Annotated in this window: 21 protein-coding genes; 11 read left to right on the top strand and 10 right to left on the bottom strand. The window is 76.5% G+C overall.

From position 1 onward, the window contains the following. The first annotated feature begins 72 nt into the window (after positions 1-72). Positions 73-1,677, top strand: coding sequence for an IMP dehydrogenase (gene guaB / locus IEY37_RS11700; protein WP_188941735.1), 1,605 nt, complete (start codon positions 73-75; stop codon positions 1,675-1,677). 24 nt (positions 1,678-1,701) lie between these two features. Here guaB and IEY37_RS11695 read toward each other — a convergent pair whose 3' ends face one another. Beyond that, on the bottom strand, positions 1,702-2,061 hold the full coding sequence (locus IEY37_RS11695; RefSeq protein WP_188941734.1) for an ArsR/SmtB family transcription factor: 360 nt from the start codon (positions 2,059-2,061) through the stop codon (positions 1,702-1,704). 89 nt (positions 2,062-2,150) lie between these two features. On the opposite strand from IEY37_RS11695, the gene IEY37_RS11690 reads away from it, so the two are divergent. Beyond that, on the top strand, positions 2,151-3,491 hold the full coding sequence (locus IEY37_RS11690; protein ID WP_188941733.1) for an MFS transporter: 1,341 nt from the start codon (positions 2,151-2,153) through the stop codon (positions 3,489-3,491). A 122-nt stretch (positions 3,492-3,613) separates the two neighbouring features. Here IEY37_RS11690 and IEY37_RS11685 read toward each other — a convergent pair whose 3' ends face one another. After that, entirely contained in the window at positions 3,614-4,012 is a 399-nt protein-coding gene (locus IEY37_RS11685) for a VOC family protein (protein ID WP_188941732.1), read from the bottom strand. Between the two features lie 237 nt (positions 4,013-4,249). Between IEY37_RS11685 and IEY37_RS11680 the strand changes: the two genes are divergently transcribed. Then, the gene (locus IEY37_RS11680) at positions 4,250-5,434 is read left to right on the top strand and encodes a GuaB3 family IMP dehydrogenase-related protein (RefSeq protein ID WP_188941731.1); all 1,185 of its coding nucleotides are present in this window, start codon (positions 4,250-4,252) and stop codon (positions 5,432-5,434) included. A gap of 6 nt (positions 5,435-5,440) precedes the next feature. On the opposite strand, the gene IEY37_RS11675 is transcribed toward IEY37_RS11680, so the two are convergent. Next, positions 5,441-7,789 carry an MMPL family transporter gene (locus tag IEY37_RS11675; protein ID WP_188941730.1) on the bottom strand — a complete coding sequence of 783 codons (2,349 nt, stop codon included), beginning with the start codon at positions 7,787-7,789 and terminating at the stop codon, positions 5,441-5,443. A 165-nt stretch (positions 7,790-7,954) separates the two neighbouring features. Here IEY37_RS11675 and IEY37_RS11670 point away from each other — a divergent pair, with 165 nt between their 5' ends. Beyond that, the gene (locus tag IEY37_RS11670) at positions 7,955-9,184 is read left to right on the top strand and encodes a YihY/virulence factor BrkB family protein (RefSeq protein ID WP_188941729.1); all 1,230 of its coding nucleotides are present in this window, start codon (positions 7,955-7,957) and stop codon (positions 9,182-9,184) included. Here the strand turns inward: IEY37_RS11670 and IEY37_RS11665 are convergent. Next, positions 9,181-10,242, bottom strand: coding sequence for a magnesium transporter CorA family protein (locus IEY37_RS11665; RefSeq protein ID WP_188941728.1), 1,062 nt, complete (start codon positions 10,240-10,242; stop codon positions 9,181-9,183). The two genes, IEY37_RS11670 and IEY37_RS11665, sit on opposite strands and share 4 nt — an antisense overlap. Positions 10,243-10,419: 177 nt before the next feature. Between IEY37_RS11665 and IEY37_RS11660 the strand changes: the two genes are divergently transcribed. Both IEY37_RS11660 and nagA read left to right on the top strand, forming a co-directional pair. Further along, complete coding sequence (locus tag IEY37_RS11660; protein WP_188941727.1) at positions 10,420-11,403, top strand: ROK family protein; 984 nt, start codon at positions 10,420-10,422, stop codon at positions 11,401-11,403. After that, positions 11,400-12,602 (top strand): N-acetylglucosamine-6-phosphate deacetylase, encoded by a 1,203-nt coding sequence (gene nagA, locus IEY37_RS11655; RefSeq protein ID WP_188941726.1) that lies wholly within the window; start codon positions 11,400-11,402, stop codon positions 12,600-12,602. Before IEY37_RS11660 ends, nagA begins: the two co-directional genes overlap by 4 nt. 6 nt (positions 12,603-12,608) lie before the next feature. Here nagA and IEY37_RS11650 read toward each other — a convergent pair whose 3' ends face one another. Then, positions 12,609-12,884, bottom strand: a complete 276-nt coding sequence (locus IEY37_RS11650) for a DUF4031 domain-containing protein (RefSeq protein WP_188941725.1) — start codon at positions 12,882-12,884, stop codon at positions 12,609-12,611. A gap of 277 nt (positions 12,885-13,161) precedes the next feature. On the opposite strand from IEY37_RS11650, the gene guaA reads away from it, so the two are divergent. After that, the gene (gene guaA / locus IEY37_RS11645; protein WP_229674323.1) at positions 13,162-14,979 is read left to right on the top strand and encodes a glutamine-hydrolyzing GMP synthase; all 1,818 of its coding nucleotides are present in this window, start codon (positions 13,162-13,164) and stop codon (positions 14,977-14,979) included. Further along, the gene (locus IEY37_RS11640) at positions 14,976-16,382 is read left to right on the top strand and encodes a Bcr/CflA family efflux MFS transporter (RefSeq protein ID WP_229674322.1); all 1,407 of its coding nucleotides are present in this window, start codon (positions 14,976-14,978) and stop codon (positions 16,380-16,382) included. The genes guaA and IEY37_RS11640 overlap by 4 nt, the downstream gene beginning before the upstream one ends. A gap of 39 nt (positions 16,383-16,421) precedes the next feature. Here the strand turns inward: IEY37_RS11640 and IEY37_RS11635 are convergent, their stop codons facing one another. Next, complete coding sequence (locus tag IEY37_RS11635) at positions 16,422-17,081, bottom strand: TetR/AcrR family transcriptional regulator (RefSeq protein WP_188941724.1); 660 nt, start codon at positions 17,079-17,081, stop codon at positions 16,422-16,424. Positions 17,082-17,372: 291 nt separating this feature from the next. Here IEY37_RS11635 and IEY37_RS11630 point away from each other — a divergent pair, with 291 nt between their 5' ends. Continuing rightward, complete coding sequence (locus IEY37_RS11630) at positions 17,373-18,389, top strand: medium chain dehydrogenase/reductase family protein (protein WP_373298329.1); 1,017 nt, start codon at positions 17,373-17,375, stop codon at positions 18,387-18,389. 161 nt (positions 18,390-18,550) lie between these two features. Here the strand turns inward: IEY37_RS11630 and IEY37_RS11625 are convergent, their stop codons facing one another. Beyond that, the gene (locus IEY37_RS11625; RefSeq protein WP_188941722.1) at positions 18,551-21,076 is read right to left on the bottom strand and encodes an FtsX-like permease family protein; all 2,526 of its coding nucleotides are present in this window, start codon (positions 21,074-21,076) and stop codon (positions 18,551-18,553) included. Next, positions 21,076-21,855: an ABC transporter ATP-binding protein gene (locus IEY37_RS11620; RefSeq protein WP_188941721.1), complete on the bottom strand. Its 780-nt coding sequence runs from the start codon at positions 21,853-21,855 to the stop codon at positions 21,076-21,078. The genes IEY37_RS11625 and IEY37_RS11620 overlap by 1 nt, the downstream gene beginning before the upstream one ends. Positions 21,856-22,151: 296 nt before the next feature. Between IEY37_RS11620 and IEY37_RS11615 the strand changes: the two genes are divergently transcribed. Further along, a complete protein-coding gene (locus IEY37_RS11615) occupies positions 22,152-23,495 on the top strand; it encodes a sensor histidine kinase (protein WP_229674410.1) in 1,344 nt (447 codons plus the stop codon). Then, complete coding sequence (locus IEY37_RS11610) at positions 23,492-24,199, top strand: response regulator (RefSeq protein WP_229674320.1); 708 nt, start codon at positions 23,492-23,494, stop codon at positions 24,197-24,199. The genes IEY37_RS11615 and IEY37_RS11610 overlap by 4 nt, the downstream gene beginning before the upstream one ends. Before the next feature lie 92 nt (positions 24,200-24,291). Here IEY37_RS11610 and IEY37_RS11605 read toward each other — a convergent pair whose 3' ends face one another. Both IEY37_RS11605 and IEY37_RS11600 read right to left on the bottom strand, forming a co-directional pair. Continuing rightward, positions 24,292-24,513 carry a hypothetical protein gene (locus tag IEY37_RS11605; protein WP_188941719.1) on the bottom strand — a complete coding sequence of 74 codons (222 nt, stop codon included), beginning with the start codon at positions 24,511-24,513 and terminating at the stop codon, positions 24,292-24,294. After that, positions 24,506-26,149, bottom strand: a complete 1,644-nt coding sequence (locus IEY37_RS11600) for a PspC domain-containing protein (RefSeq protein WP_229674319.1) — start codon at positions 26,147-26,149, stop codon at positions 24,506-24,508. The genes IEY37_RS11605 and IEY37_RS11600 overlap by 8 nt, the downstream gene beginning before the upstream one ends. Positions 26,150-26,331 lie beyond the last annotated feature (182 nt).

Genomic DNA, 26,331 nt, shown 5'->3' with positions numbered 1-26,331 from the left:
CCCTCCGGCTCACCTACCATGGACGGCAGCGGATCCGGTGCCGCCGGTCGGCAGTGTTCGGGAGGTAGCGGGATGTCGGTGGTACGGGAGCTGGACACGCCGGAGCTGGGTGCCGACGACCTGCGGAGCCTGACCGGTGCTGATGGTGCCGCCGGTGCCGGAGCGGAACCCGAACTCGACCGGACCCCGCCCAGCGACGACAAGTTCGCGCTCGTCGGGCTCACCTACGACGACGTGCTGCTGCTGCCCGACGCCTCCGACCTGGTGCCCAGCGAGGCCGACACCGGCACCCGCCTCACCCGCAACGTCAGCCTGCGGATCCCGCTGGTCTCCAGCGCCATGGACACCGTCACCGAGTCGAGGATGGCCATCGCCATGGCCCGGCAGGGCGGCATCGGCGTCCTGCACTACAACATGCAGGCCGAGGACCAGGCCACCCAGGTCGAGATCGTCAAGCGGTCCGAGGCCGGGATGATCACCGACCCGATCACCTGCTCGCCCGACGCGACCATCGCCGAGGCCGACGCCATGTGCAGCCTCTACCGGATCTCCGGCGTCCCGGTGACCGATCCGTCCGGGCGGCTCGTCGGCATCATCACCAACCGGGACATGCGCTTCGAGGTGGACCTCAGCCGGCCGGTGCGCGAGGTCATGACACCGATGCCCCTGGTGACGGCCCCTGTCGGATGCACCGGCGAGGTGGCGCTGAACCTGCTGCGCAAGCACAAGATCGAGAAGCTGCCGCTGGTCGACGGCGACGGCCGGCTCCGCGGCCTGATCACCGTCAAGGACTTCACCAAGACCGAGCAGTACCCGATGGCCACCAAGGACGCCGACGGCCGGCTGCTGGTGGCCGCCGCGGTGTCCGTCGGGCAGCCGGCGTTCGAGCGTGCCATGGGCCTGGCGGACGCCGGCGTGGACGTGCTCGTGGTCGACACGGCGCACGGGCACTCGCGGGCGGTCGCCGACCAGGTCGCCCGGTTGCAGCGCGAGGTGGGCCGGCGGGTCGACATCGTCGGCGGCAACGTGGCCACCCGGGCCGGCGCGCAGGCGCTCATCGACGCCGGCGCGGACGCCGTCAAGGTGGGCGTCGGGCCCGGCTCGATCTGCACCACCCGCGTCGTCACCGGCATCGGCGTGCCGCAGGTCACGGCCATCCACGAGGCTGCCAAGGCGTGCCGCCCGGCGGGCGTGCCGCTGATCGGTGACGGCGGGCTGCAGTACTCCGGCGACATCGCCAAGGCGGTGGCGGTCGGCGCCGACACCGTGATGCTGGGTTCCCTGCTGGCCGGCGTGGCCGAGTCGCCCGGCGAGCTGATCTTCGTCAACGGCAAGCAGTACAAGGCCTATCGCGGCATGGGGTCGCTCGGCGCCATGCGCTCGCGCGGGCAGACCAAGGCGTACTCCAAGGGCCGCTACGGCCAGGACGACGTGCTGTCCGACGACAAGCTGGTCCCGGAGGGCATCGAGGGTCGGGTGCCCTACCGCGGCCCGCTGGCCGGCGTGACGCACCAGCTGGTCGGTGGTCTGCGCGCCGCGATGGGCTACACCGGCTCGCGCACCATCGCGCGGCTGCAGCAGGCCAAGCTGGTGCGGATCACCTCGGCGGGACTCAAGGAGTCGCACCCGCACGACGTCACCATCACGACCGAGGCGCCCAACTACTTCGACCACTGACCGGACACCCGTCCGGGCAGCTGGTCAGGATTGCTGCCCGCGGCCGCTGTCTGCGAGGTCGGCGTCGCCGGCGGTGCCCAGCACGGCGTCCAGCAGGCCGGGGAACCGCCCGTCCAGGTCGTCCCGGCGCAGCGAGATGGTGCGCTGCCGGCCGGACGGGACGTTGCGGACGACGCCGGCCTCGCGCAGCGTCTTGAGGTGGTGCGAGAGCGTCGACTTGGGCGTACCGGGCTCCAGTCCCTGGCACTGCGCCACGGTCTGCGGCCCGTCCTGCGCGATGAGCCGGACCAGGTCCAGTCGGGCCGGGTCGCTGAGGGCGAACAGGACGTCGGTCAGGTGCACGTCGTGCGCGTCGGGGTGGGGCAGCATCCGCGTGGCGGCCATCACAGTTCGACTTTCTTGGAACTAATCTCCGGGCCGCACGGTTGCGACCGTTCGATACAACTCGAACGGTACGTCGATCGGAGCCCGTCATGTCCGGTGTGCTGTCCAGCTCACACCCTGCCGCCGGTGCGGTCGCACCCGCCACCCGAACACGGGATCCCCGGGTCGCCGGCGGCGCGCCGACGCGGACCTCGGCCGCCCGCGGCGGCACCGGGGCAACGCGCCCGCGGCGCGGCGTGCTGTCCCGTCGGGCGGCGTTCTGGCTCGTCGCCGTCACGACGTCGACCCTGCTCGCCGCCTCCAGCGCGCCGAGCCCGCTCTACCCGGTGCTGCAGGCGCGGTTCAGGTTCTCCTCGTCGACGCTCACCGTGGTCTTCGCCGTCTACGTGCTCGCGCTGCTGGCCAGCCTGCTGACCGTCGGCCGGCTGTCCGACCACGTCGGCCGGCGGCCGCTGCTCGCCGCGGCGCTGCTGGTGGACGCGGCCGCGATGGTGGTGTTCCTGTCGGCGGACGGCGTCGGCGCTCTGGTCGTCGCGCGGGTGGTGCAGGGCGTGGCCACCGGGGCCGCGGTCGGCGTCGTCGGGGCGTACCTGCTGGACCTGCAACCCGCGGACGGGTCCCGGCTCGGCTCGCTGGTCAACAGCGCCGCGCCGACCGCCGGCCTCGGGGTGGGCGCTGCCGTGACCGGGCTGCTGGTGCAGTACGCGCCCAGCCCAACGCACCTGGTCTTCGCCGTCTTCACCGGCCTGTTCCTGGTGCTCGCCGCGCTGGTCGCGGTGCTGCCCGAGACCGTCGCGCCGGTGCCCGGGGCGTGGTCGGCGCTGCGGCCGCGGGTGTCCGTGCCGCGGGCGGCCCGCCGGGCGTTCCTCGGCGCGGTCCCGACGATGGTCGCCACCTGGGCGCTCGGCGGCCTGGTGCTCTCGGTCGGCGGGTCGCTGCTCGGGGTGGTGTTCGGCCAGACCGACCACGCGGTGGTGGGCGCCGTCCTCGGCCTGTTCGCCGCCTTCGGCGCGGTCGCCGCCGTGCTGGCCCGCGACCTCGGACCGGCGGTCACCGCGCTGTCGGGCAGCGCCGCGCTGGCCGCGGGGACCGGGATGTTCGCCGCCGCGCTGGCCGCCGGGTCCCTGCCGCTGTTCGTCGTGTCGGCCGTGGTGGCGGGCGGAGGGTTCGGCGCGGCGTTCCTCGGCGCCCTGCGGTCGGTGACCCGGCTCGCCCAGCCGCACGAGCGGGCCGGCCTGCTGTCCGCGGTGTACGTCGTCAGCTACCTGGCGTTCAGCGTCCCGGCCGTGGTGGCCGGCGAGCTGATCGCCGAGTTGGGCCTGCGGGCCACCGCACTCTGGTACGCCGGCCTGGTCGGCGTGCTCGCCGTGGTCAGCCTGCTGCTGGCGTCCCGCGCGGCCCGGCGGCCGGCGACAGCGGCCCGGGGCTGACCCGGCCGTTCCAGGTCGCCGCCGTTCCGAATCCGTCGCCGGTGCGGTGCGGTGCGGTGCCGCCCGACCCGGTGCCGGACCGGCGGCGCTCGGGCCGGATGCGTCCCGGCGCGAGGTGCCGGTCAGTGTCCCTCGTGCCGCTGCTGCACCAGCTCGACGGGGTTGCCGGCCGGATCGGCCACCCAGGCCGCGCGCAGCCGGCCGAGGAAGTCGTGCGGCGGGCCGAGCGACGGTGCACCGGCCGCCACCAGCCGGGCGTGGTCGGCGTCGACGCCGTCGCACCACAGGACCACCTCGGCGCGCGGCGACCCGCCAGCGCCGACCCTCAGGCCGTGCATCCGCAGCGCATTGTCCGGATGGGCCAGGCAGAGGACGAGCGCGCCCAGCCGCAGCTCGACGTGCACCGGCGGCCCGTCGACCGGTGTCCGGAAGGTCTCGGTGAAGCCGAGCAGGTCCCGGTGGAAGGCGACCGCGGCGGGGATGTCGGCGACGTACAGGTTGATCTGCGGGTCCCGCACCATGGGGTCACGCGACGACCGCGGCCGGCGTACCGACGGATCGGTCGACCCGGACCGCCGGACCGCCGGACTGCCAGGACCGCCGTCCCGGCCGCCGGATGGCCGCCCGGCGGGCGGGGCGGCAGGTGCACCGGCCGTCCCCCATGGTGTTGGGTGTGGAGGGCCGTCCGGGTCCCGGCCCAGGCTCCGGGCAGTCCGGATGCGGACGGCCGTGAGCCGGACGGACGACAGGGGAGTGGCGTGCAGGACACCGTGGAGATCGGCATGGGCCGGACGGCCCGGCGGGTGTACGGGCTGGACGACGTGGCGATCGTGCCGTCGCGCCGGACCCGGTCCTCGTCGCAGGTGTCCACGGCCTGGCAGATCGACGCCTACCGGTTCGAGATCCCGCTGCTCACCCAGCCGACCGACGCGGTCGCCTCGCCGGCCAGCGTGGCGGAGGTGAACCGGCTGGGCGGCCTCGGGGTGCTCGACGCCGAGGGGCTGTGGTCCCGGCACGCCGATCCGGCGGCGGTCATCGCATCGATCGTCGGCCGGGATCCGGGGGACCCGGACGGCGCGGGTGGTACGCACGGCACCGACGACATCGACGACGAGGACGGCTTCGACGCGGACGCGGTGCTCGCGGCGCTGCAGCAGGCGTACTCGGCGCCGGTGCAGCCCGACCTGCTGGCCGAGGCCATCGGCAGCGTGCGGGCGGCGGGCGGCACGGTGGCGGTACGGGTCTCGCCGCAGAACGCCGGGACGCTGGCCGGGCCGGTCCTCGCCGCCGGCGCCGAGATCCTGGTCATCCAGGGCACCATCGTCTCCGCCGAGCACGTCCAGCAGGGCGGCGAGCCGCTCAACCTCAAGAGCTTCATCGCCGACCTCGAGGTGCCCGTCGTCGTCGGCGGGGCGACGAACTACCAGACCGCCACCCACCTCATGCGGACGGGCGCCGCCGGCGTGATCGTCGGGATGGGCAGCGGCTCGCACTCGACCACGTCGGACGTGCTGGGCATCACCGTCCCGATGGCCACCGCCATCGCCGACGCCGCGGCCGCCCGCCGGTCCTACCTGGACGAGACCGGCGGCCGCTACGTGCACGTCATCGCCGCCGGCGACCTGGAGACCAGCGCCGACATCGCCAAGGCGGTGGCCTGCGGCGCCGATGCCGTCATGCTCGGCGAGGCGTTGACCGAGGCGGCCGAGGCGCCCGGGCGGGGGTGGTACTGGCCGAACACCGCGGCGCACCCGGTGCTGCCGCGCGGGTTCGGCGGGCCGTGCGGGCTGGCCGACGTGCCGCTCGAGCGGCTCCTGCTCGGGCCGGCCACCAGCGCCGACGGCACCACCAACCTGTTCGGCGCGTTGCGGCGGGCGATGGCCAAGGCCGGCTACTCCGACCTCAAGGAGTTCCAGAAGGTCGGCCTGACCGTGCTGCGCTGAGCCCGGCTACCGGCCGGCGGTGACCAGTTCGGGCTCCGTCCCGCCGGTGGCGGACCGGTGCCTGCCCCGGGACAGCCGGGACGGCCACCACACGGCGCGGCCGATGTCGTGCACCAGCGCCGGCACCAGCACCGTCCGCACCAGCAGGGTGTCCAGCAGCACCCCGAAGGCGACCGCGAAGCCGAGCTCGGCCAGGAACACCAGCGGCAGCACGCCGAGCACCGCGAAGGTGGCCGCCAGCACGACGCCCGCCGAGGTGATCACGCCGCCGGTGACGGCCAGCCCCCGCAGCACGCCGCGCCGGGTCCCGACGTGCAGCGTCTCCTCGCGCACCCGGGTCATCAGGAAGATGTTGTAGTCGATGCCCAGCGCCACCAGGAAGACGAAGGCGAACAAGGGGAACGACTGGTCCGCGCCGGCGAAGCCGAAGACCGGCCCGAACAGCCACCCGCAGACGCCCAGGGTCGCCAGGAACGACAGCACCACGGTGGCGACCAGCAGCACCGGCGCCAGCACGGCCCGCAGCAGCAGGGCGAGCATCACCAGGATGACGGCCAGCACGATCGGGATGATCAGGTTGCGGTCGTGCACCGACGCCTGCCGCACGTCGAGGTCGGCGGCGGTCGTCCCGCCGACCAGCGCGTCCGCGCCGGGGACGGCGTGCACCGCCGCGCGCAGCCGGGCGACGGTGTCGAACGCGGCGGGGGAGTCGTAGGCGTCGGCGAGGACGACGTCGACGACGGTGCGGCCGTCGATCGGGGTGACCTGCAAGGCGGGCGGGGGACAGTCCTGCGGGCTGCCGGACAGCCCCTGGATGCCCCTGGTAATCGGAATCCGGGACAGCTTCGCGGGATCGGTGCGGACGCATACGCTGCCCGCGGCCGTCGAGACGCCCGGGACCCGGGCCGCGGCCGCCCGCACCTGCTCGACGGCCGCCACGTCGGTGACCACCACCGCGGGGGCGCCGGTGCCGCGCGGGAAGCGGGCGTCGTAGATCTCCTGGCCCACCACCGCGTCCGGCCGGTTCGTGAAGCCCTGGGCCGTCGACAAACCCCCCGTGTTCAGCCCGCCGAGGCCGATCAGGCAGACCGCCAGCAGCACCAGCGCGGTGATCCAGGCCGGGCGTGCGTGCCGGCCGACGAACCCGGCGATCCTGCCCCAGAGGCCGCCGGACAGCTCGGCCGGGTCACCGGGCTCCGCGCCGGTGGCCCCGGGCGCGACCGGCGCCGTCACCGTCGGCCGGCGGGGCCAGAACACCCACCGCCCGGCCAGGGCCAGCGCGACCGGCAGGAACGTCGTCATCACCAGCAGGGTGCAGGCGATGCCGATGGCCGACACCGGCCCCAGGCTCTTGTTGGAGTTGAGCTCCGAAAAGCTCAGGCACAGCACGCCGATGATCACCGTGGCGCCCGAGGCGAAGATCGCCGGGGCGGACTGCCGCCAGGCCCGGATCATCGCGTCGGAGCGGCGCTCGTAGCGGTGCAGCTCCTCGCGGTAGCGGGAGATCAACAGCAGCGCGTAGTCGGTGCCGGCGCCGAGCACCAGCACCGACAGGATGCCCTGGCTCTGCCCGGTGAGCGTGACGGCGCCGCTGCGGGCCAGCGCGTAGACCACCATCGCGGACAGGCCCAAAGCGAGCACCGCGGAGAACAGCGGGAAGAACCAGAGCACCGGGGACCGGTACACCAGCAGCAGGATCAGCACGACGATGCCGCCGGCGGTGTAGAGCAGCGTGCCGTCCAGCCCGGCGAAGGCGCCGATGAACGCCACGAGCAGGCCGGCGGGACCGGCCGGGTCGACCTGCAGCCCGGCCGGCGGTGCCCGGCGGCCGGCGTCGATCACCGCGTTCTCCGTGGCGGACAGGTCGTCGCCGGACACCGCGGTCCCGCCCTGCTTGGCGATCAGTGGCGCGTAGACGGCGGCGGCGGTGCCGTCCGCCGAGTAGCTCGCGAACACCGTGTCGGCCGCGACGCCGGGGACGGACCGGATGGCGGTGACGGCGGCCTGGACGGCGGCGCGGTCGGCCGCGGTCAGCCGGCCGTCCCGGTGGAAGACGACAAAGCCGGGCAGGGTGGTGGACGCCGAGAAGCGCGCCGCCTCGTTGCCCGCCACCGTGGACTCGGCCGACGCCGGCAGGTAGGCGGTGTTGTCGTTCTGCTGGACCTCGGAGAGCTTGCCCTGGAACACGCCTCCGGCGCCCCCGGCCAGCAGCGCGACGACCGCGAGGGCCAGCACGGCGAAGTACGGCACGCCACGCGGCAGCCGGCCGGCCCGGCGCGCCGGTGCGCCGCCGCCCGGTGCGCCGTCGCTCGCGCCGTCGCCCCGGTGCTGTTCGGACCGTCCCTGTCGCGCCATCGCCTACCCCTTTCCTGGTCCGGTCCAGCAGACCGGGTCGGTGGCGGCCGGGGCAACCCCGAGCGTCCCGGAACCGACCCTGACCTCGGCCGGGTGCCGGCAGGGGCCGGGTCGGGGTGAGAGACCCGGCGCGCACCCGTGAGCGGTCCCGAGGATGATCAGGACATGTCCGGCGCCGCGGTGAGTGACGGTTCGTCCGGGATCGCCCGGCGGGTGCGCGGGTCCCGCCCGCTGCTGCCGAACGATCCGCCCCAGGCCGAGGGCCGGCCGATCGTCGCCTGGCACGAGTTCCGGGAGGGCGACGAGCCGCCGGCGCGGCATCACCGCTACCGGCGGGTGGCGGCCCGGACGCTGTCCAAGGCCTGGGGCGACTCGCTCTTCGGCCTGAGCTCGCAGGCGGCGTTCTGGTGCGCGCTGTCCACCGCGCCGATGCTGCTGGCGCTGCTCGGGCTGTCCGGCTTCATCGCACCGCTGTTCGGGCCGGACACCCTCGACATCCTGCACACCCAGATCGACCGGTTCCTGCACGGCGTCTTCAATCCCGAGGTGGCCAACGACCTGGTCGGGGACACCGTCCGGACGATCCTGCAGGCCGGTCGCGGCGACGTCGTCTCGGTCGGCCTGGTCGTCGCGCTGTGGGCCGGGTCGTCGGCCATGTCGGCGTTCGTCGAGGCCATCACGATCGCCTACCGCCAGCACGAGGTGCGGCACCCGGTCGTCGAGCGGTTCTTCGCGCTCGGGCTGTACCTGGGCGCCCTGGTGATCGGTCTGGTGGTGCTGCCGCTGCTCGCCATCGGCCCGGAGTACCTGGTCCGGCTGTTCCCGGAGCGGCTGCGGGACACGGTGACCACCGCGATCTCGGTGAGCTACTACCCGGTGACGGCGGTCCTGCTGATCCTGGCGCTGGCCACCCTCTACAAGGTCGCGCCGAAACGCCGGCACCCGTGGGCACGCGGGCTGCCCGGCGCGCTGCTGGCCGCAGTGGTGTTCCTGGTCGCCAGCTTGGGGCTCCGGCTGTACCTGGCGTACGTCTACGCGCACGGCCTGACGTACGGGGCGCTCGCGACGCCGATCACCTTCCTGCTCTTCTACTACTTCGCCGCGATGGCGATCATCGTCGGCGCCCAGTTCAACAACGCCCTGCTCGAGCACTACCCGCTGCGGCCGCGGGCCCGCCGGCGGCTGACCGGGGAGGCGCCGGCGACCGCCGGCGCCGGCGGCGGAGCGCACGCACCCGACGGCGAGGGCGCACCCGACGGCGACGGCGCACCCGACCGCGACCGCGCACCCGACCGTGCCGGCGCGGTGGCCGTGCCCGACCGGCATGCCGACCGGGCGGCGCGGTCGAACGGCCGACCGGTGCCGCCCGCGGCGGGGTCTCCGCCCGCCGGCTAGAGCCAGTCCTTGCGCTTGAACACCACGTAGAGCCCGATCACCGCGACGATGATCACCACCATCGCGGCCAGGAAGCCCTGCCGCTGCGAGAACCCGGGGTACGGCACGTTCATCCCCATGAAGCCGGTGATCAACGTCGGCACGGCGATGATCGCCGCCCAGGCCGACAGCTTCTTCATGACCATGTTCAGGTGCACGTCGGAGAGCGCGAGGTTGGTCTCGTACATCGAGCCGATCTCCTCCCGCATGGACTTGGTGGCCTGGTCGGCGTGGTTCGCGTGGTCGGCGACGTCCGAGAACTCCCGCGCCATGCGGGTGCCGAGCAGCGTCGCCGCGGGATCGCCGGCCGCGTCCCCGGTCCCGGGTCGCGCGGCGGCGTTCGCCAGGCTGGCGGCCACGTCCCGCATCGGCCCGGTGATGCGGGCGAGCCGGCCCATCGACCGGCGCAGCCCGAAGGAGCGCAGCTGCTCCGCCCTGGCCAGCGGGCGGTCGTCGAACAGCATGTCTGCCATGTCGTCCAGGTCGTCCTGCATGGCCGTCAGCGCGGCGGAGTAGCCGTCGACGATGCGGTCCAGCACGGCGTGCAGGGCCGCCGGGATGCCGACGTCGACGACCTGCGCCTCGGCCCTGGCCAGGGCGGTGCGCAGCACGGGCTGGGCGCCGTCGTCGGCGACGACGACGAGGATGCGCCGCCCGGCGATGAGCGACACCGGCTCCACGGACAGCTCGACCGCGTCCCGCGAGTAGGCGACCATCGGGGTGAGCGCCACGAGGGTGTCGCCCAGCCAGTCCGCTTTGACCCCTTCCCGGTCGCCCAGCACGTCCTCGACGGCCAGCACGTCCAGGCCCAGGTAGTCGGCGGCCGCCCGCAGCGTCTCCGAGTCCCGCCGCGGCACGAACAGCCAGGCCGAGCAGTCGCCGGAGGAGCGGAGCTCGGCGCCGATGTCCTGCGGCGCGATGCCCGGCGCGACGACCCCGCCGCGCCGCCACAGCATGGTGGGCGGCCCGGCGGCCGGACCGCCGCCGGCGTCCGTGCGCGGGCTGGTGTCGGTGGTCATCGGCAGTCCTCGGTGCTCGGTCGACGGTGGGACCGCGCACCGTAGGGTGGGCTGCCCGGGCGGTGTGATGCGGTGTGCGACGTGACCGATGATGCGCCTGCCCGCCGGTGCCGCGGCGCGGTGCCCACCCGGGACGCCGGCTGCGGCGCCGCCGCAGCCGTCCGACGACCGGGTGGGGTGAGGACCGTCGATCCGCTGGTGGTGGCGCTGGACGTGGGCGGCACGTCGATCAAGGGTGCGCTCGTCGACCGGGCCGGCGCGGTGGTCGCCGGCGGTGCCTGGGAGACCGGCGTGCCCCACGGGCCGGACGCGGTGGTGCGCCACATCCTGGACGCCGCCGCGGAGCTGGCCGGCCGGGCGCCCGACGGGACGGCGCCGCGCGGCGCCGGCATCTGCGTTCCCGGCGTGGTCGACGCGGCGGCCGGCGTAGCTCGGTGGGCCGCCAACATCGGCTGGACCGACGTCCCGCTGCAGGACCTGGCGGCCGCCCGGCTGGGCCTGCCGGTCGCGCTCGGCCACGACGTGCGGACGGCAGCGCTCGGCGAGGGCCGGTTCGGTGCCGGGACCGGCGACCCGGGTCACCCGGGTGACCCCGGTCCGGTGGCGGCCGCCGGGCGGACGGTGTTCTGCGTGATGATCGGCACCGGCATCGCCGGCGGCCTGGTGCGCTGGATCGACGGCGTGGCGCAGGTCGACGACGGCGACCGGGCCATGGCGGGCGAGGTCGGCCACCTGGTGGTGCGGCCGGGCGGGCCGCCGTGCGGCTGCGGGAACCGCGGCTGCCTCGAGGCGCTGGCGTCCGCGTCGCGGATCGCCAGCCGGTACCGCGAGCTCACCGGCACGGCGGCGACGGCCCGGGACGTCGCGGACCGGGCGGCCGCGGGCGACCCGGCGGCCGTCGCCGTCTGGACCGACGCCGTCGACGCCCTGGCCGACGCCCTCGCGGCCGTCACCGTGCTGCTCGACCCGGGCGCCGTCGTCGTCGGCGGCGGCCTGTCGCTGGCCGGCGAGCGGTTGACGGGTCCGCTGCGCCCGGCGCTGGTGGCCCGGTTGACCTTCCGGTCCCCGCCACCGGTCCGGCTGTCCGAGCTGGGGGACCGGGCCGGGGTGCTGGGGGCGGCGGCGCTGGCCTGGCAGGTCGTGGAGAGGGGACGGGAATGAGCGGGCCGCTGGACGGCGGCGGGGACGCGGCGGGCGAGCTCGTCGTCGCGGCGGCGCGGGTGGTCACCCCGGCGGCCGTGCTCGCGCCGGGCTGGCTGCGGCTGTCCGGGGGGACGATCGCCGCCGTCGGCGAGGGAGCACCGCCGTCCGGCGACGCCGCGGATCCGGTGCCCCGCCTGGACCTGCCGGACTCGACGGTGCTGCCGGGCCTCGTCGACCTGCACGTCCACGGCGGCGGCGGCGCCACCTTCGACGAGGGCGCGGCGTCGGTCCGCGCGGGGTTGGCGGTGCACCGGGCCGCCGGCACCACCCGCTCGCTGGTCTCGCTGGTCACCGCGCAGCCGGACACCATGGTGGCCGCCGTGCGGGCGGCCGCCGGCCACGCGGCCACCGACCCGACCGTCCTCGGGCTGCACCTGGAGGGACCGTTCCTGGACGTCACCCGGCGCGGCGTCCACGACCCGGCCGCGCTGCGGGACCCGGATCCGGAGTTGCTGGACCGCCTCCTCGAGGCCGGGGACGGTCGGGTGGCGGTGGTCACCGTCGCCCCGGAACGGCCCGGCGGGCTCGACCTGGTGCGCCGGTTGGTGGCCGCCGGGGTGCACGCCGCCGTCGGGCACACGGACGCCACCTACGACCAGGCGGCGGCCGCGTTCGCTGCCGGCGCGGACCTGGTGACCCACGCCTGGAACGGCATGCGGCCGCTGCACCATCGCGACCCGGCGCTGGTCGGCGCCGCGATGGACGCGCCCGGCGTCGTGCTCGAGGTGATCAACGACGGGATCCACGTGCACCCGGCGGCGGTCCGGTTGCTGCGGGCCGCGGCGCCCGGGCGGGTCGCCCTGGTCACCGATGCGATGGCCGCGGCCGGCCTGCCCGGTGGCGACGGCCGCTACCGGCTCGGCTCCTTCGACGTCACGGTGACCGGCGGGGTGGCCCGGCTGACCGAGGGCGGCTCGATCGCCGGGTCCACCCTGACCCTGGACGAGGCGGTCCGGCGCGCGGTCCGGGACGTCGGCGTGCCGCTGGTCGAGGCGGTCGCCGCCGCGTCGACCGTCCCGGCCGGCGTGCTCGGGGTGGCGGACCGCTTCGGGGCGCTCGCCCCCGGGCACGTCGCGGATCTCGTGGTCACGGACGCGGCGCTGCAGGTCAGGGCGGTCATGGTGGCCGGCCGCTGGTGGGACGACCGGCGGCCGTGACGCGCGTCAGGACGGCCCGCGCCGGTCCCGCCGCGGCCGGCGCAGCCCCGCCGCGGTGAGCCGGGCGAGCAGCTCGCGGGAGTCCACCGGCACCGCCCCCGCCTCGACCACCGCGGCGTAGCGGTCACCCGGCACGTCGTAGTGGTCGTGGTCGAAGCCGCGCGGCGGGATGCCCAGGGCCCCTGCGAAGACGTGCAGCTCGTCGAACGAGGTGTCGCTGACCAGGTGGGACCACAGCCGACCGTGAGCCGGCCAGCGCGGCGGGTCGATGAGCACCGTCACTCGGGCATTGTCGCCGGGCAGGACGAGGACCGTGCGCCGCCGCCCCCCCGGCCGGCGCGGCGGACCACACCGGTCCGCCCGGCCGGCGCGGCGGACCGCACCGGTTAGCATCGGCGGCGCCCGTCCGCCCCGCCGTCGGCGGTCCACTGCGGTCCACGGGGGTCCACGGGGTCCACCGTCGGGCCGCGGAGCGCCGGTCCAGCCCTGCACCGCCGGGCGACGCCGCGCTCACCGGCGGGCGCCGCGACGTCCACCGTGGTGACCCGAGGAGAGCGACATGACCGTCCCGCCGCCCGCGCCCGACAGTGCTGGCGCCGGTGCCGGTGCCGGTGCCGGCCCGGACCGCGCGCCCGGCCGCGGGGACACCGACGCGGACGCCGCCCTGGCGCAGCTGCGGGCCGCGGCCGGCACGCCCGACGATCCCGGCGCCCCGGCCGTCGACGGGCAGGGCACCGCCACCACCGACGCGCCGCCCTTCGCGCCGCTGCCGGCCAGCCCGGAGGCCGCCGTCACAGGTGACCTCGAGGCGCACCCGGTGCTCGTCGTCGACTTCGGCGCCCAGTACGCCCAGCTCATCGCCCGCCGGGTGCGCGAGGCCTCGGTGTACTCGGAGATCGTGCCGTCCACCGTGAGCGCCGACGAGGTGCTCGCCCGCCGACCGGCGGCGATCATCCTGTCCGGCGGACCGTCGTCGGTGTACGCCGACGGAGCTCCGCCGGTCGACCCGGCGCTGCTCGCGGCCGGCGTGCCGGTGTTCGGCATCTGCTACGGGTTCCAGGCCATGGCGCAGGCCCTCGGCGGCCGGGTGGACCGCACCGGGCGGCGCGAGTACGGCAGCACCCGGCTCACCGTCACCGAACCCGGCTCGCCGCTGCTGCAGGACCTGCCCGGCGAGCTGGACGTCTGGATGAGCCACGGCGACGCCGTCGCCCGGGCGCCGGAGGGCTTCACCGTCACCGCCCGCACCCCGGACACGCCCATCGCCGCCTTCGAGGACGTCGACCGCCGCCTGGCCGGCGTCCAGTACCACCCGGAGGTCGTGCACTCGACGGGCGGCCAGCGGGTGCTGGAGCGCTTCCTGCACGACGTCGCCGGCATCCCGCCGGCGTGGACGCCGGGGCGCATCCTCGACGAGCAGGTCCGGCTCGTCCGGGAGCGCATCGGCGACGAGCGGGTGATCTGCGGGCTATCCGGCGGGGTCGACTCCGCGGTGGCCGCCGCGCTGGTGCAGCGCGCCGTCGGCGACCAGCTGACCTGCGTCTTCGTCGACCACGGGCTGCTGCGCGAGGGCGAGCGGGAGCAGGTCGAGCAGGATTTCGTCGCGGCCACCGGGGTGCGGCTGGTCACCGTCGACGCCCGCGAGCGGTTCCTGTCCGCGCTGGCCGGCGTCACCGACCCGGAGACCAAGCGCAAGATCATCGGCCGGGAGTTCATCCGGGTGTTCGAGCAGGCGGCCGCCGAGGTGTCCGCGGCCGCGCGGACCGACAGCCCGGACGGCGCCGGGGTGCGGTTCCTGGTCCAGGGCACCCTCTACCCGGACGTCGTCGAGTCCGGCGGCGGCACCGGCACGGCCACCATCAAGAGCCACCACAACGTCGGCGGCCTGCCGGAGGACCTGACGTTCGAGCTGGTGGAGCCGCTGCGGACGCTGTTCAAGGACGAGGTCCGGCTGCTCGGCGCCGAGCTCGGCCTGCCGGCGGCGATCATCCGCCGGCACCCGTTCCCCGGCCCCGGCCTGGGCATCCGGATCATCGGCGAGGTGACCGCCGACCGGCTGGCCACGTTGCGCGCCGCGGACCTGGTGGTCCGCCAGGAGATGACCGCCGCGGGCGTGGACGACCAGGTCTGGCAGTGCCCGGTGGTGCTGCTCGCCGACGTCCGGTCGGTCGGCGTGCAGGGTGACGGCCGCAGCTACGGCCACCCCGTCGTGCTGCGCCCGGTGACCAGCGAGGACGCCATGACGGCGGACTGGTCCCGGCTGCCCTACGACCTGCTCGCCCGGATCTCGAACCGGATCACCGGCGAGGTCCCCGAGATCAACCGGGTCGTGCTGGACATCACCAGCAAGCCGCCGGGGACGATCGAGTGGGAGTGAGCCCCGGGCGCGGTGCCGGCGGGCACCCGGGCACCGGGGCCGGCGCGCGCCCCCTCGCCGGCCGGGACGGCCGCGGCGGCAGCGGCGGCGGCATCCGTGGCACCGGCACCAGCGGCACCGGCGGCACCCTCACGCAGGTGCCCGTCGCCGGCCCCGCCGGGGACGCGGCGGCCGCGGGGCAGGCGGTCGCGGACGCGCCGCGGACGACCGCGGCGCCCGGCACCGGCCTGCTGCTCGCGCTGGGTGCGCTGTCCGCGTTCGGCCCGCTCTGCCTCGACATGTACCTGCCGGCACTGCCGGACCTCGCCGCGTCGCTGCACAGCACCGCGTCCGCGGCGCAGCTGTCGCTGTCCGCGTGCATCGTCGGCCTGGCGCTGGGCCAGCTGCTCGTCGGGCCGCTGTCCGACCGGTGGGGACGGCGCGGCCCGCTGCTGGTCGGCGTCGCGGTGTTCGTGGTGGCATCGGCCGCCTGCGCGGTGACGCCGACCATGTGGCTGTTCGTCGTGCTGCGGCTGCTGCAGGGGGCGTCCGGTGCCGCCGGCATCGTGCTCGGCCGGGCGATCGTCGCCGACCACTGGACGGGCCGGGCCGCGGCGGGCGCCTACGCCTTGATGGCGGCGGTGAACGGGTTCTCGCCGGTGCTGGCGCCGGTGATCGGCGGCCAGGTCCTGCGGGTGGGGGACTGGCGGACGGTCTTCTGGGTGCTCGCCGGCATCGGGGTGGCGTTGCTCCTGCTGGTGGTGCTGGCGGTGCCGGAGTCCTTGCCGCCGGGACGCCGGTCGACCGGGCGGCTGTCCACCTCGTTCGCCGGTTTCGCCGTGGTGATGCGCGACCCGGTCTACCTCGGCTGGGTGGCGTCCGGGACGCTCGTCGCGGGGGCGATGTTCGGCTACATCTCGGCCTCGCCGTTCCTGCTGCAGGACGGCTTCGGCCTGTCGCCGCAGCTGTTCTCGATCTGCTTCGCGATCAACGCGGTGGGCATCGCGGCCACCAGCCAGCTGGGCCGGGTACTGGTGCGCCGGCGGCGCCCGGCGACGCTGCTGACCGCGTCGGCGGTGCAGTGCCTGGCCGGGGCGCTGCTGCTGGCCGCCTCCCTGCTGGTCGGCTGGGGCCTCTGGCCGGTGCTCGTCGGGTTGTTCGTCATGGTGTCGGCGCTGGGCCTGGGCATGCCCAGCGCGTCGGCGCTGTCGATGGACCGGCACCGCACGGTCGCCGGGTCCGCGGCGGCGGTGTTCGGCGCCGCGCAGTTCGCCCTCGCCGCGGTGGCCGCCGCGCTGGTCGGGATCGGCAACCGGGCCGCCGGCTCGGCTCTCGCGGTGACGGCGCTGACGTGCGCGGTGCTGGCCCTGGCCACGGTGCTCGTCACCCGCAGGGCCGCCGGCCGCGAGCACGCCGCCGGCTGACCCGCGGGCCGCACCGGTCCGGCGGCGGCCGCCCGGCCGTCAGTCGGCCGGCAGCACGGAGTCCAGCTCCGCGGCGTACCGGGCTGCCGGGTCGACCGCCATGCCGGTGAACTGTCCGGCGACCTCGAGGCTGAGCACGCCGTGCAGCCGCGTCCAGAAGGTCACCGCCCGGTCCAGCGCCGGGCCGGCGTCCGCCGGTCCCGCCGGGTCCGCGGAGCTGCCGTAGGCGGCAAGCACGGGCGCGAAGATCCGTCGGGCGAACTCGGTCGCCTCCGCGGGGGCCCGGTAGCCGGGCACCGGCGTGCCGTAGAGCAGGAGGTAGCGCTGCGGGTGCCGCACCGCCCAGTCGCGCAGCGCGGTGGCAGCTCGGCGCAGCACCCCGGCGGCGTCCGGACCGTCCCCGCCTCCCCGGCCGCGACCCGAGGCGCTCGCGTCCGCACCGGTCGACCCGCCCGCCGCGGCCTCGACCGTCTCCGCGAGGTCGCCGTAGGCCTCCAGGACCAGGTCGGTGAGCAGCTCGTCCCGACCGGCGACGTACCGGTACAGCGCCGGCGCCGTCATCCCCATGTCCGTGGCGATGGCCTTGAGCGACAGTGCCGATGCCCCTGCCAGCTCGACCTGTTGCCAGGCCCGCTCGCGCACCTCGGCGAGGACCTGTCTGCGGTAGCGGGCCCGTGGGCCCTCCGCACCGTCTAGCACCCGGGTCCTCCCGTCGTTCGGTCTTGCGTAAAAGCACCGTACTAGCGTTATATGCTGTAACGAACGTGACGGTACGACGCTGAGGAGAAACCGATGGCGCAGGACGACGGAAGCCCGCGGATCGCGGCGAAGCCGGGCGAGACGAGCAGTGGGCAGGCCGGGCCGGCATCGGGGGTCGGGTCCGGAGCAGACGGTGGTGCGGTGAACCGTGCGCTCGGTGCTGCGGTCGGTCCCGGACCGGCGGCCGCGGGACCGGAAGATCCCGGGCCGGAGGTCCGCGCGGTCACCGAGGTGGTGCTGCCCGGACTGGTGGAGCCGTCCGGGCTCGTCGTGCGCACCGCCACCCGATCGGCGCCGGGTCCGGGCCAGGCGGGCGTCCGGGTCGACGCCGCCGGCGTCTCGTTCGCCGAGCAGGGGATGCGGCGCGGCCGGTATCCCGGCCAGCCGCCGTTCCCGTTCGTCCCGGGGTACGACCTGGTCGGCACGGTCACCGAGGTCGGCGCAGGCGTCGACCCGGCGCTGATCGGGCGCCGCGTCGCCGCGCTGACCAAGACCGGGGCGTGGACCACCTGGACCGTGCGGACCGCGGCCGACCTGGTCCCGGTGCCCGACGAGGTCGACGCGGGCAAGGCGGAGACCGTCCTGGTCAACGGCGTGACCGCCTGGCAGATGCTGCACCGCAAGGCCCGCGTCGGCAGCGGTGCGGCGGTGCTGGTGCACGGCGCGAACGGCGGGGTGGGGTCGGTGCTGGTCCAGCTGGCCCGGCATGCCGGTGCGCGGGTGGTCGGCACCGCCCACCCCCGGCACCACGACCGGTTGCGGGCACTGGGCGTCGAACCCGTGGACTACCGCGAGGACGGCCTGGCGGCCCGACTCCGGGCCGTGGCCCCCGGGGGCTTCGACGCGGTCTTCGACCACCTGGGCGGCGAGAGCTTCCGACGCTCGTTCGGTCTGCTGCGCCGGGGCGGCACCCTGGTCTGCTACGGCACGGCGGCGCAGGTCGACGCGGGCGGGTCGGTGCTGCTCCAGTTCGTCCGGATCTTCGGGCGGCTCGCGGTCCGGACCGTGCTGCCCAACGGCCGCAGTGCCACGTTCTACAACCTGTGGGGCGGCCGACGGCGGGTCCGGCGTTTCCGCCGGCGGCTGCACGAGGACCTGTCCGAAGTCCTGCGGCTGCTGTCCGAGGGCGTGCTGACCGCGCACGTCGCCGAGCGGTTCCCGCTCACCCAGGCGGCCGCCGCCATGGAGCTGGCCGAGTCCAGGACGGTGCTCGGCAAGGTGGTGCTCGAGCCGCAGCGGACCCGCTGACCCGGGAGCCGGCGGGCGCGGCCCCTGGGCGGGCGGCCGGCGCCCCGGCCGGGTGTCACCCGGCCGGGGCCGCACGTCGACCCGTGCCACTCGGCCCCTGCGTGCTCGGGGCCCGTCCACCTCGGGTCGTGCCTACTCGGGCCTGCCTGCTCGGGTCCTGCCTATTCGGCCAGCGCCGCGCCCGGCAGCACCGAGGACAGCACCGCGGCCGCCGCGGCGGCCGCCAGCACGGCGGCCAGCTGCCACCACGGCACCGAGAGCACCAGCCCGTCCTGCGACGCTCCCAGGGCCGCGGCCGCGCCCGCCCAGCCCAGTCCCAGCCCGGCGAGCACGCCGACCAGCGCCCCGGCCACGGACAGCGCGGCGGCCTCGACCGCCAGCATCCGGCGGACCTGGCCGCGCTGCATGCCCAGCGCGCGCAGCAGCGCGGTCTCCCGCGTCCGCTCCAGCACGGACAGGCTGACGGTGTTGCCGACGCCGACCAGCGCGATCAGCACCGCCACCGCGAGCAGCGCCGTCGCGAAGGTGACCAGCTGGCCCAGCACGTGCTGCAGCTGCGCCCGCTCGGTGACCGAGCCGCCCAGCTGCCGGGCGGTGTCGGCGCCGAGCAGCTCGGTGAGCCGGGCCGTCACCGCCTCGGCGTCCCCGGCGTCGGGCACCGACGCCCAGACGGCCAGCGGCAGGGCGGCAGGGGCCAGCCGCCGCAGCACGGCGACGTCGACCACCACGGTGTCGGCCGCGCCGCTCACCCCGGCCGCGTCGATCGGGGCGACCCGGGTGGTCAGCTCGGCGCGGCGGTCGCCCACCTGCACGGTGATCCGCCGGCCGTCCGTGGCCTCCTGGCCGTCCAGCCAGCGCGGCACCACCACCTCGCCCGGCGACCGCGGGCGCACCGTCGCCGGGCCCCGGTCCGCCGGCAGCCCGAGCACCGTCACCGTGGCGCCGCCGGTGACCGTGCCGCGGGCGCCCGCCAGCTCGAGGACGTCCGCGGTGCCGGGCACCTCGGCGACCGCGGCGGCCAGGCCGCCCGGCGCACCGTCGGCGCCGGCCGGCCGGTCCCGGTCCAGCGGGTCGCCACCGGCGTCGACCGTCAGGTCGACGGGGAAGTGCGCCGACAGCGCGCCACCCAGCGACGCCTCGGCGGTGGCGGCGCCGACCTGGAGCGTGACGATGACGCCGACGCCGACCATCAGGGCGGCGGCGGTTGTGCTGGACCGCCCGGGGTTGCGTCCCAGGTTGTGCACCGCCAGCCGGCCGGGCACGCCGAGGCCCCGGCAGAGCACTCCGACCACCCGCAGCAGCGGCGGGACGACGGTCGGCGCCAGCAGCAGCACGGCGACGGCGGCGGCCGCCCCGCCGGCCAGCGCGACCGGCAGCCCGTCGCCGCGGGCACCGTCGGCCAACGGGACGCCGGCCGCCAGCAGCAGCGTGGCGACCACCGGACGCAGCAGCCGGCGGGTGGCCGGCGGCGTCGCCGACGGGGTGTCCGCCGGGCGCAGCGCCGCCAGCGGCGGGATGCGCATGGCGCCGGCCGCCGGCAGCCACGCCGCCGCGACCGTCACCAGGGCGCCGCCCGCAACGGTCGCCGCCAGCGGCAGCGGCTCCAGGACCGGGCCGTCACCCGCGAGGCCGGTGAGGACGGCCGCCAGGTAGCCCGTCCCGGCCCCGGCCGCGGTGCCCAGCAACGCGCCGACCGACCCCAGCACGGCCGCCTCCGCCAGCACCTGCCGGCGGACCTGCTCGGCGCTCGCTCCCACGCACCGCAGCAGGGCGATCTGCCGCCGGCGCTGCGCCACCAGGATCGTCCACGTCGTGGCGATGACCATGCCGGAGACCAGCACCGCCACGGCGGCGAAACCGGACAGCACGGTGGTCAGCGCCAGCGTCCGGTCCTCGAGCCGGTGCAGCGCCCGCGCCGACTCCTCCGCCGCCGTCGACACGGTGCCCGCGCCGCCGACCGCGTCCCGGACCCGGGCCGCCAGTTCCCCGGGATCGCCGGATCCCCGGACCAGGACGGCACTCGCCGTCACCGGACCCTGGTGCACCCGGGCCAGCAGCTCCGGAGTGCCGAAGGCGTCCCCATCGGCGCCGGGCGTCGCGGACCCGGGCACGTCGACCAGCCCGACCACCGTGGCCGGCACCTGCCCGCCGCCGACCGCGGGACCGGTCAGCGTGAGCCTGCTGCCCACGGCCAGGCCGGACCGCCGGGCCTCGGCCGTGGACAGCACCAGCTGGTCCGCGGTCGCCGGCCAGCCGCCGGCCCCGAGTTCGGTCCAGCGCAGCGCGGGGTCGGCGGGCAGCGCCGTCAGCTCGACGGTGCCGTGCGCCCGGTCGCCGACCCACCGCACCGGGACGTCGGCGAGCGGCTCCGCGGCGGTGACCCCGGCCGCCTGCCGGATGCGGGTGAGCAGTGCACCGTCCGGGACGTCGCCGGACGGGGTGACGACGACGTCGGCGTGCCGGTAGGGCGCGGTCAGCCCGGCGGCCAGGGCGGCCCGGAACGTCGCCGAGAAGGTGAGTGTCGCGGCGACGAACCCGGCACCGAGCGCGATGGCCAGCGTGACGGCCACCCACCGGCCCGGCGCCGACCGCAGCCAGGCGGCGGCCAGCCGCGCCGGGGTGGCGTGCGGGCGGGCGGGGACTGCGGTGCCGGCCGTCGGGGCGGGCGTGAGCGCGGGCGCGGACATCAGCGGTCCAGCGGCCGCAGCGCGGCCAGCACGGTGCCGGGCGTCGGATCGTCGAGCTCGTCGGCCACCCGGCCGTCGGCCAGCACCAGGACCCGGTCGGCGAAGGACGCGGCGACGGGGTCGTGCGTCACCATCACCACCGTCTGCCCGGTCTCCCGCACCACGGACCGCAGGTGCGAGAGGAGTGCCCGTCCGGTCCGGATGTCCAGCGCGCCGGTGGGCTCGTCGGCGAAGACCACGTCGGGACGGGTGATCAGGGCGCGTGCGACGGCCACCCGCTGCTGCTGGCCGCCGGACAGCTCGGCCGGCCGGTGCCGCAGCCGGTCGGTCAGCCCCAGCCGGTCCACGAGCTGGTCGAACGCCGCCCGGTCGCGCGCCCGGCCGGCGAGGTCGAGCGGCAGCAGGATGTTCTGCTCGGCCGTCAGCGGCGGCAGCAGGTTGAAGGACTGGAAGACGAACCCGACACGGTCCCGCCGCAGCCGGGTCAGCCGGCGGTCGTCGAGCGCGGTGATGTCCGTGTCGCCGATCCGGACCCGGCCGGAGGTCACCGTGTCCAGGCCGGCGAGGCAGTGCAGCAGCGTGGACTTGCCCGAGCCGGACGGCCCCATGATCGCGGTGAACCGGCCGCGGCGGAACCGGGCGGTGACGCCGTCCAGCGCCCGGACGGCGGTGGGTCCGGTGCCGTAGGTCTTGACCACGTCGACCGCCACGCAGGCGTCGGCGGACGGGCCGGAGGGGGACGGTCCGGTCGGCTGGGCGACCGGGGTCGGGGACCGCATGGGTGCTCCTGTCGGAGGGGGCGGGGTGCCGGGGCCGCGGGTTCGGGGCCGCAGGCCGTCGTTCGCGGCCCGTGTCCCGGTGCGCCGGGGGCGCCGTCGACGCTAGGGACGCCGTCGCCGGCGCGGATCGGCCCGCGGCCGCGACCTCCGCCGCCCGTCCGGGTCCCCGGTCGGACGTCGAGCACGGCGGCCGTACGACCGTGGTCGGACGGCGCCCGGCCGCCCGTCGGCCCGCGGTCGCGATCGCCGGTCGAGACGGCGCCGGGCGGGCGTGCCGTCCCTAAGCTGCGGAGGTGATGTCGGAGCTGGGCCGGTGGTTCGAGCGGCACCGCTGGGCCGGCGACGCCGCCGTGGCCCTGCTGGCGCTGGCCGCGGTGACCCTGGTGGCGCTGGGTGGCCGCAGCCGCTGGGAGTGGGCCGGCAACCTGGCCCTCGTGCTGCCGCTGTTCGTGCGCCGCACCCGCCCCCGGCTGCTGCTGGTCGGCACGGTCGCGGTCTGCCTGCTGCAGCTCGCGCTCACCCGGCAGCCGCTGCTCGGCGACCTGGTCGTCCCGCTCGTGGTGCACGCCGTGGCCGCGCACGTCGAGGACCGGCGCTGGGGACGGGCCGCGCTGGTGCTCGCCGTCTGCGGGTCGGCGCTGGCCGCGCTGCACTGGTACGTCGCGGCGGACCCGTCGACGGTGCTGATCTCGTTCCTGGCCGGGGTGGCCATGGTCACCGCGGCGTACCTGGTGGCGCTGCGCCAGCGGGACCGGCAGGAGCGGGCGGCGGATCAGCTGGCCTCGCTGCGGGAGCGCAACCGGCTGCTCACGGTCGAGCGGGACCAGCGCGCCGGGATGGCCGCCGCCGCCGAGCGCACCCGGATCGCCCGGGACCTGCACGACATCGTCGCCCACTCGCTGTCGGTCATCGTGGTCCAGGCCGACGGCGGGGTGGCGGCGTCGCAGCACGACCCGGCGGTCGCGCCGCGGGTGCTGGAGACGATCGCCGAGACCAGCCGGGACGCGCTGGCCCAGATGCGGTCGCTGGTCGGGGTGCTGCGCGGCGGACCCGACCCGGCGACCGCGGCGACCTCTGCGACCTGGGCGACCTCCGCGACATCCGCGACCTCGGCGACCTCCGCGACCTCGGCGACCGCGGCGACATCTGTCACCGCGGCGACCGCCGGTCCGGGTGCGGCCGGCGGATGGCCGCGCGAACGGGCCGCGGTCTCGTACGTGCCGACGCCGGGGCTGGACGCGCTGCCCGCGCTGGTCGACTCGGTCCGCGCCGCGGGGGTGCAGGTGCGGCTGTCCACCGGCGACCTGCCACCGGTGCCGGCGACCACGGCCGTCACGGTCTACCGGGTGGTGCAGGAGGCGCTGACCAATGTCCTCAAGCACGCCGGCCGGGCGGCCTCCGTCGACGTCGAGGTCGGCCGGGCCACCGAGACCGCGCCGGGCGGCCGGCGGGACGTGCTGCGCACCCGGGTGTCCGACGACGGGCGCGGCGCGGCCGCCACCGATGACGGCACCGGCTACGGCCTGACCGGCATGCAGGAGCGGGTGCAGCTGGCCGGCGGGCGGCTCCGCGCGGCGCCGCGTCCCGGCGGCGGCTTCGAGGTGCTCGCCACCCTGCCGCTGGGCGGGGGACGGCGGTGACCGGCGGGACGGACACGACCGGGGCGGGCCCGATCCGGGTGGCCCTGGTCGACGACCAGCACCTGGTCCGCGGCGGGTTCCGGATGCTCATCGACGCGCAGCCGGACATGGCCGTGGTCGGCGAGGCCGAGGACGGCCGGGCGGCGCTGCACCTGGTCGCGTCGCTGCGGCACGGGGTGGACGTGGTCCTGATGGACGTCCGGATGCCGCGGCTGGACGGCGTCGCGGCGACCCGCGAGCTGGTGGCCGCGTCCCGGGACGGCCGCCCGCGGGTGCTGGTACTGACCACCTTCGACCTGGACGAGTACGTGCACGCGGCGCTGCGGGCCGGAGCCTCGGGGTTCCTGCTCAAGGACGCGCGCCCGGAGGAGCTGCTCGGCGCCATCCGGGCGGTGGCCCGGGGCGACGCGGTGGTGGCGCCCAGCGCCACCCGGCGGCTGCTCGACGCCTTCGCCGGCCGGCTGCCCGACCCCTCCGGCGCCGACGCCGGCCGGGACCCGCTGGCGGAGCTGACCGACCGGGAGCGCGAGGTCCTGGTGGAGGTGGCCGGCGGCGCCACCAACGCCGAGATCGCCGACCGGCTGTCGATGGCCGAGGGGACGGTCAAGACCCACGTCGGCCGGCTGCTGGCCAAGCTGCAGTGCCGGGACCGGGTGGCGCTGGTGCTCGTCGCCCACCGCGCCGGCCTGGCCGGCCGGCACTGATGGCCGGGTCCGGCATGCCGCTGCCGCCGGGCCCGTGGGACGGGACCCGGCGGCAGCGGGAGCGGCAGCGGTGGCGGCGGCGGGGCGGGGTTTCAGTTCCGCCGGCGGCCCGGCAGGGCGGACAGCAGCAGCAGCAACCCGGCCACCGCCACCACGCCGGCCACGATCCACTTGGTGGCGGCGCTGAAGATCCACCACATGTCGCCGGTGAGGCCGGCGGAGGCGACCGTCAGGAAGACCAGGCCCAGCACCACGCCGAGCACGTTGACCCGCCGCGCCGGCGCCACCGGCCGCGCGCCCGTCCCGTCAGCCATTGCGCACCTCCGCGTACCCGCCGCCGACCTTCACCGTGACGTCCAGGTGGCCGCTGGTCGCGGCGCCCGGCTGGGTGGCGGTGGTCCGCAGCTGCGGTCCGCCCTCCTGCTGGCCCAGGCAGTCGACCCGGCCGGCGTTGGCCTCGCAGGTCACCGTCGCGCCCGCCGTCGCCGGCACCACGACCTCGGCGTGCCCGGCGCCCAGCTCGACCACCACGCTGCGGGTCTCGCCCGCCGGGACGGCGAGCCGGGACAGGTCCAGCACGGCGTTACCGGCGTTCATCCGGTACGAGCCCTGCAGCTGTGCCTGGTCGGTGACGGTCCAGGTGGTCGACCCGTAGCCGTCCGTACCGCGCAGCCCGGTGACCGTGAGCGCCAGCGTGATCAGCGACAGGAAGATCCCCGGCCCGACGAGCGAGGCGCCGCGACCGCGCAGCGCGGAGAGCAGCAGGCCCAGGCCGACGACGGCCAGCATCACCGCGGACACCTGCGCCCAGCTCAGCGCCCACCAGCCGGCGAAGATCCCGATGCTGGTCAGCGCGCCGGCCAGCAGCGCGACGCTGGTGGTGATCCGCGGGATCACCGACCGCGGCGGCGCCGGCGGCACCACCGGCGACGGCTCGGGCAGGTCCCAGGCGAACGGCGCGACGCCCAGCGGGTCCCAGGACGGCGGGGTGCGAGGCAGGTCCGCGGCCTCGGCTGCCCGACCATTCGCACCGTCCGCACCGGCGGTACCGACAGTCGCCGCGTCCGTGGCGGTGGCCCCGGTGGCGGCCGCGCGGTCGCGGGGCAGCCTGGTCGGCCGGGGCGCGGCCGAGACGGTGGCGTGGGGACCGTCGAGCGGCGTCTCCTCGCGCCCGGCCGGGCCGCGACCGTCCTTGGACAGGTCCACCCGACCGCCTGCGCTACCGGAACCGGTGCCGCCGGCCGGGTCGGACGCGCCGGTCCCGGGCTGTGCCCAGAACGGCGGCCGGGAGAACGGCGAGCGTGGGCCCGCGTCCGGCCCGCCGCCCCAGCGGCCGCCGCTGCCCCAGTTGCGGGTGGCGACCCAGCGCTCGGCCTGGTCGCCCCAGCGGGTGGCCTGGTCGCCCCAGCGCTCGGCGCGCTCGCTCCAGCGGCGTGCGTGCCGCTGCATCTTCTCGTCCCAGTCGCGGGCGTGCCGCTCCGCGCGCTCCTGCCACTGCGCGGCCCGGCGCTCGCCGCCGTGCCCGCCGCACCCGCCCCGGGCCCGGCCGCGCAGCACGGCGATGACGATCACGGTGCCGATGACGGCGGGCCAGGCGAAGCGGCCCCACCAGAACATCGACGTCAGGCTGACCGCCGCGACGACGGACAACCCCAGCGCCAGCGGCGGCGGCACCGAGGACCGGCCGCGCCCGAGCAGCGCCTCGAAGGCCGACACCTCGTCCCCGTCGTCCGGCAGCAGCAGCCAGCCCAGCACGTAGAGCAGGCCGCCGAACCCGCCGAACACGGTGAGGACGACGAAGGCCACCCGCAGGATGACCGGATCGATGCCCAGCGCCCGGCCCAGCCCGCCGGCCACGCCGGCGACCTTACGGTCGGCCCTGGAACGGTGCGGGCGACGCGGCCGGAACCCGGTCGGCGTCGCGGTGGAGTGCGGCCAGCTGTCGGTCATGGGGCTACGGTCCCGCCGGCGCCGCCGCGGCACCATCGGGGACGACCCTGATTCCCGCGGCGACGGCGTCCCGGGGTCATCCCGGATACCCGTCGCCCGCCCTCCGTGTGACCCTGGTCCGGTGAGGTGCTCGTGACCCCGCCGACCGACCGGGACGGCCCGCCCGGCGCCGCCGCCGGGAC

Source organism: Nakamurella endophytica (assembly GCF_014646215.1).
GTDB lineage: Bacteria > Actinomycetota > Actinomycetes > Mycobacteriales > Nakamurellaceae > Nakamurella > Nakamurella endophytica.
Note: the sequence above shows the minus strand (reverse complement) of the source record. Positions and strands in the feature narration are given on the sequence as shown.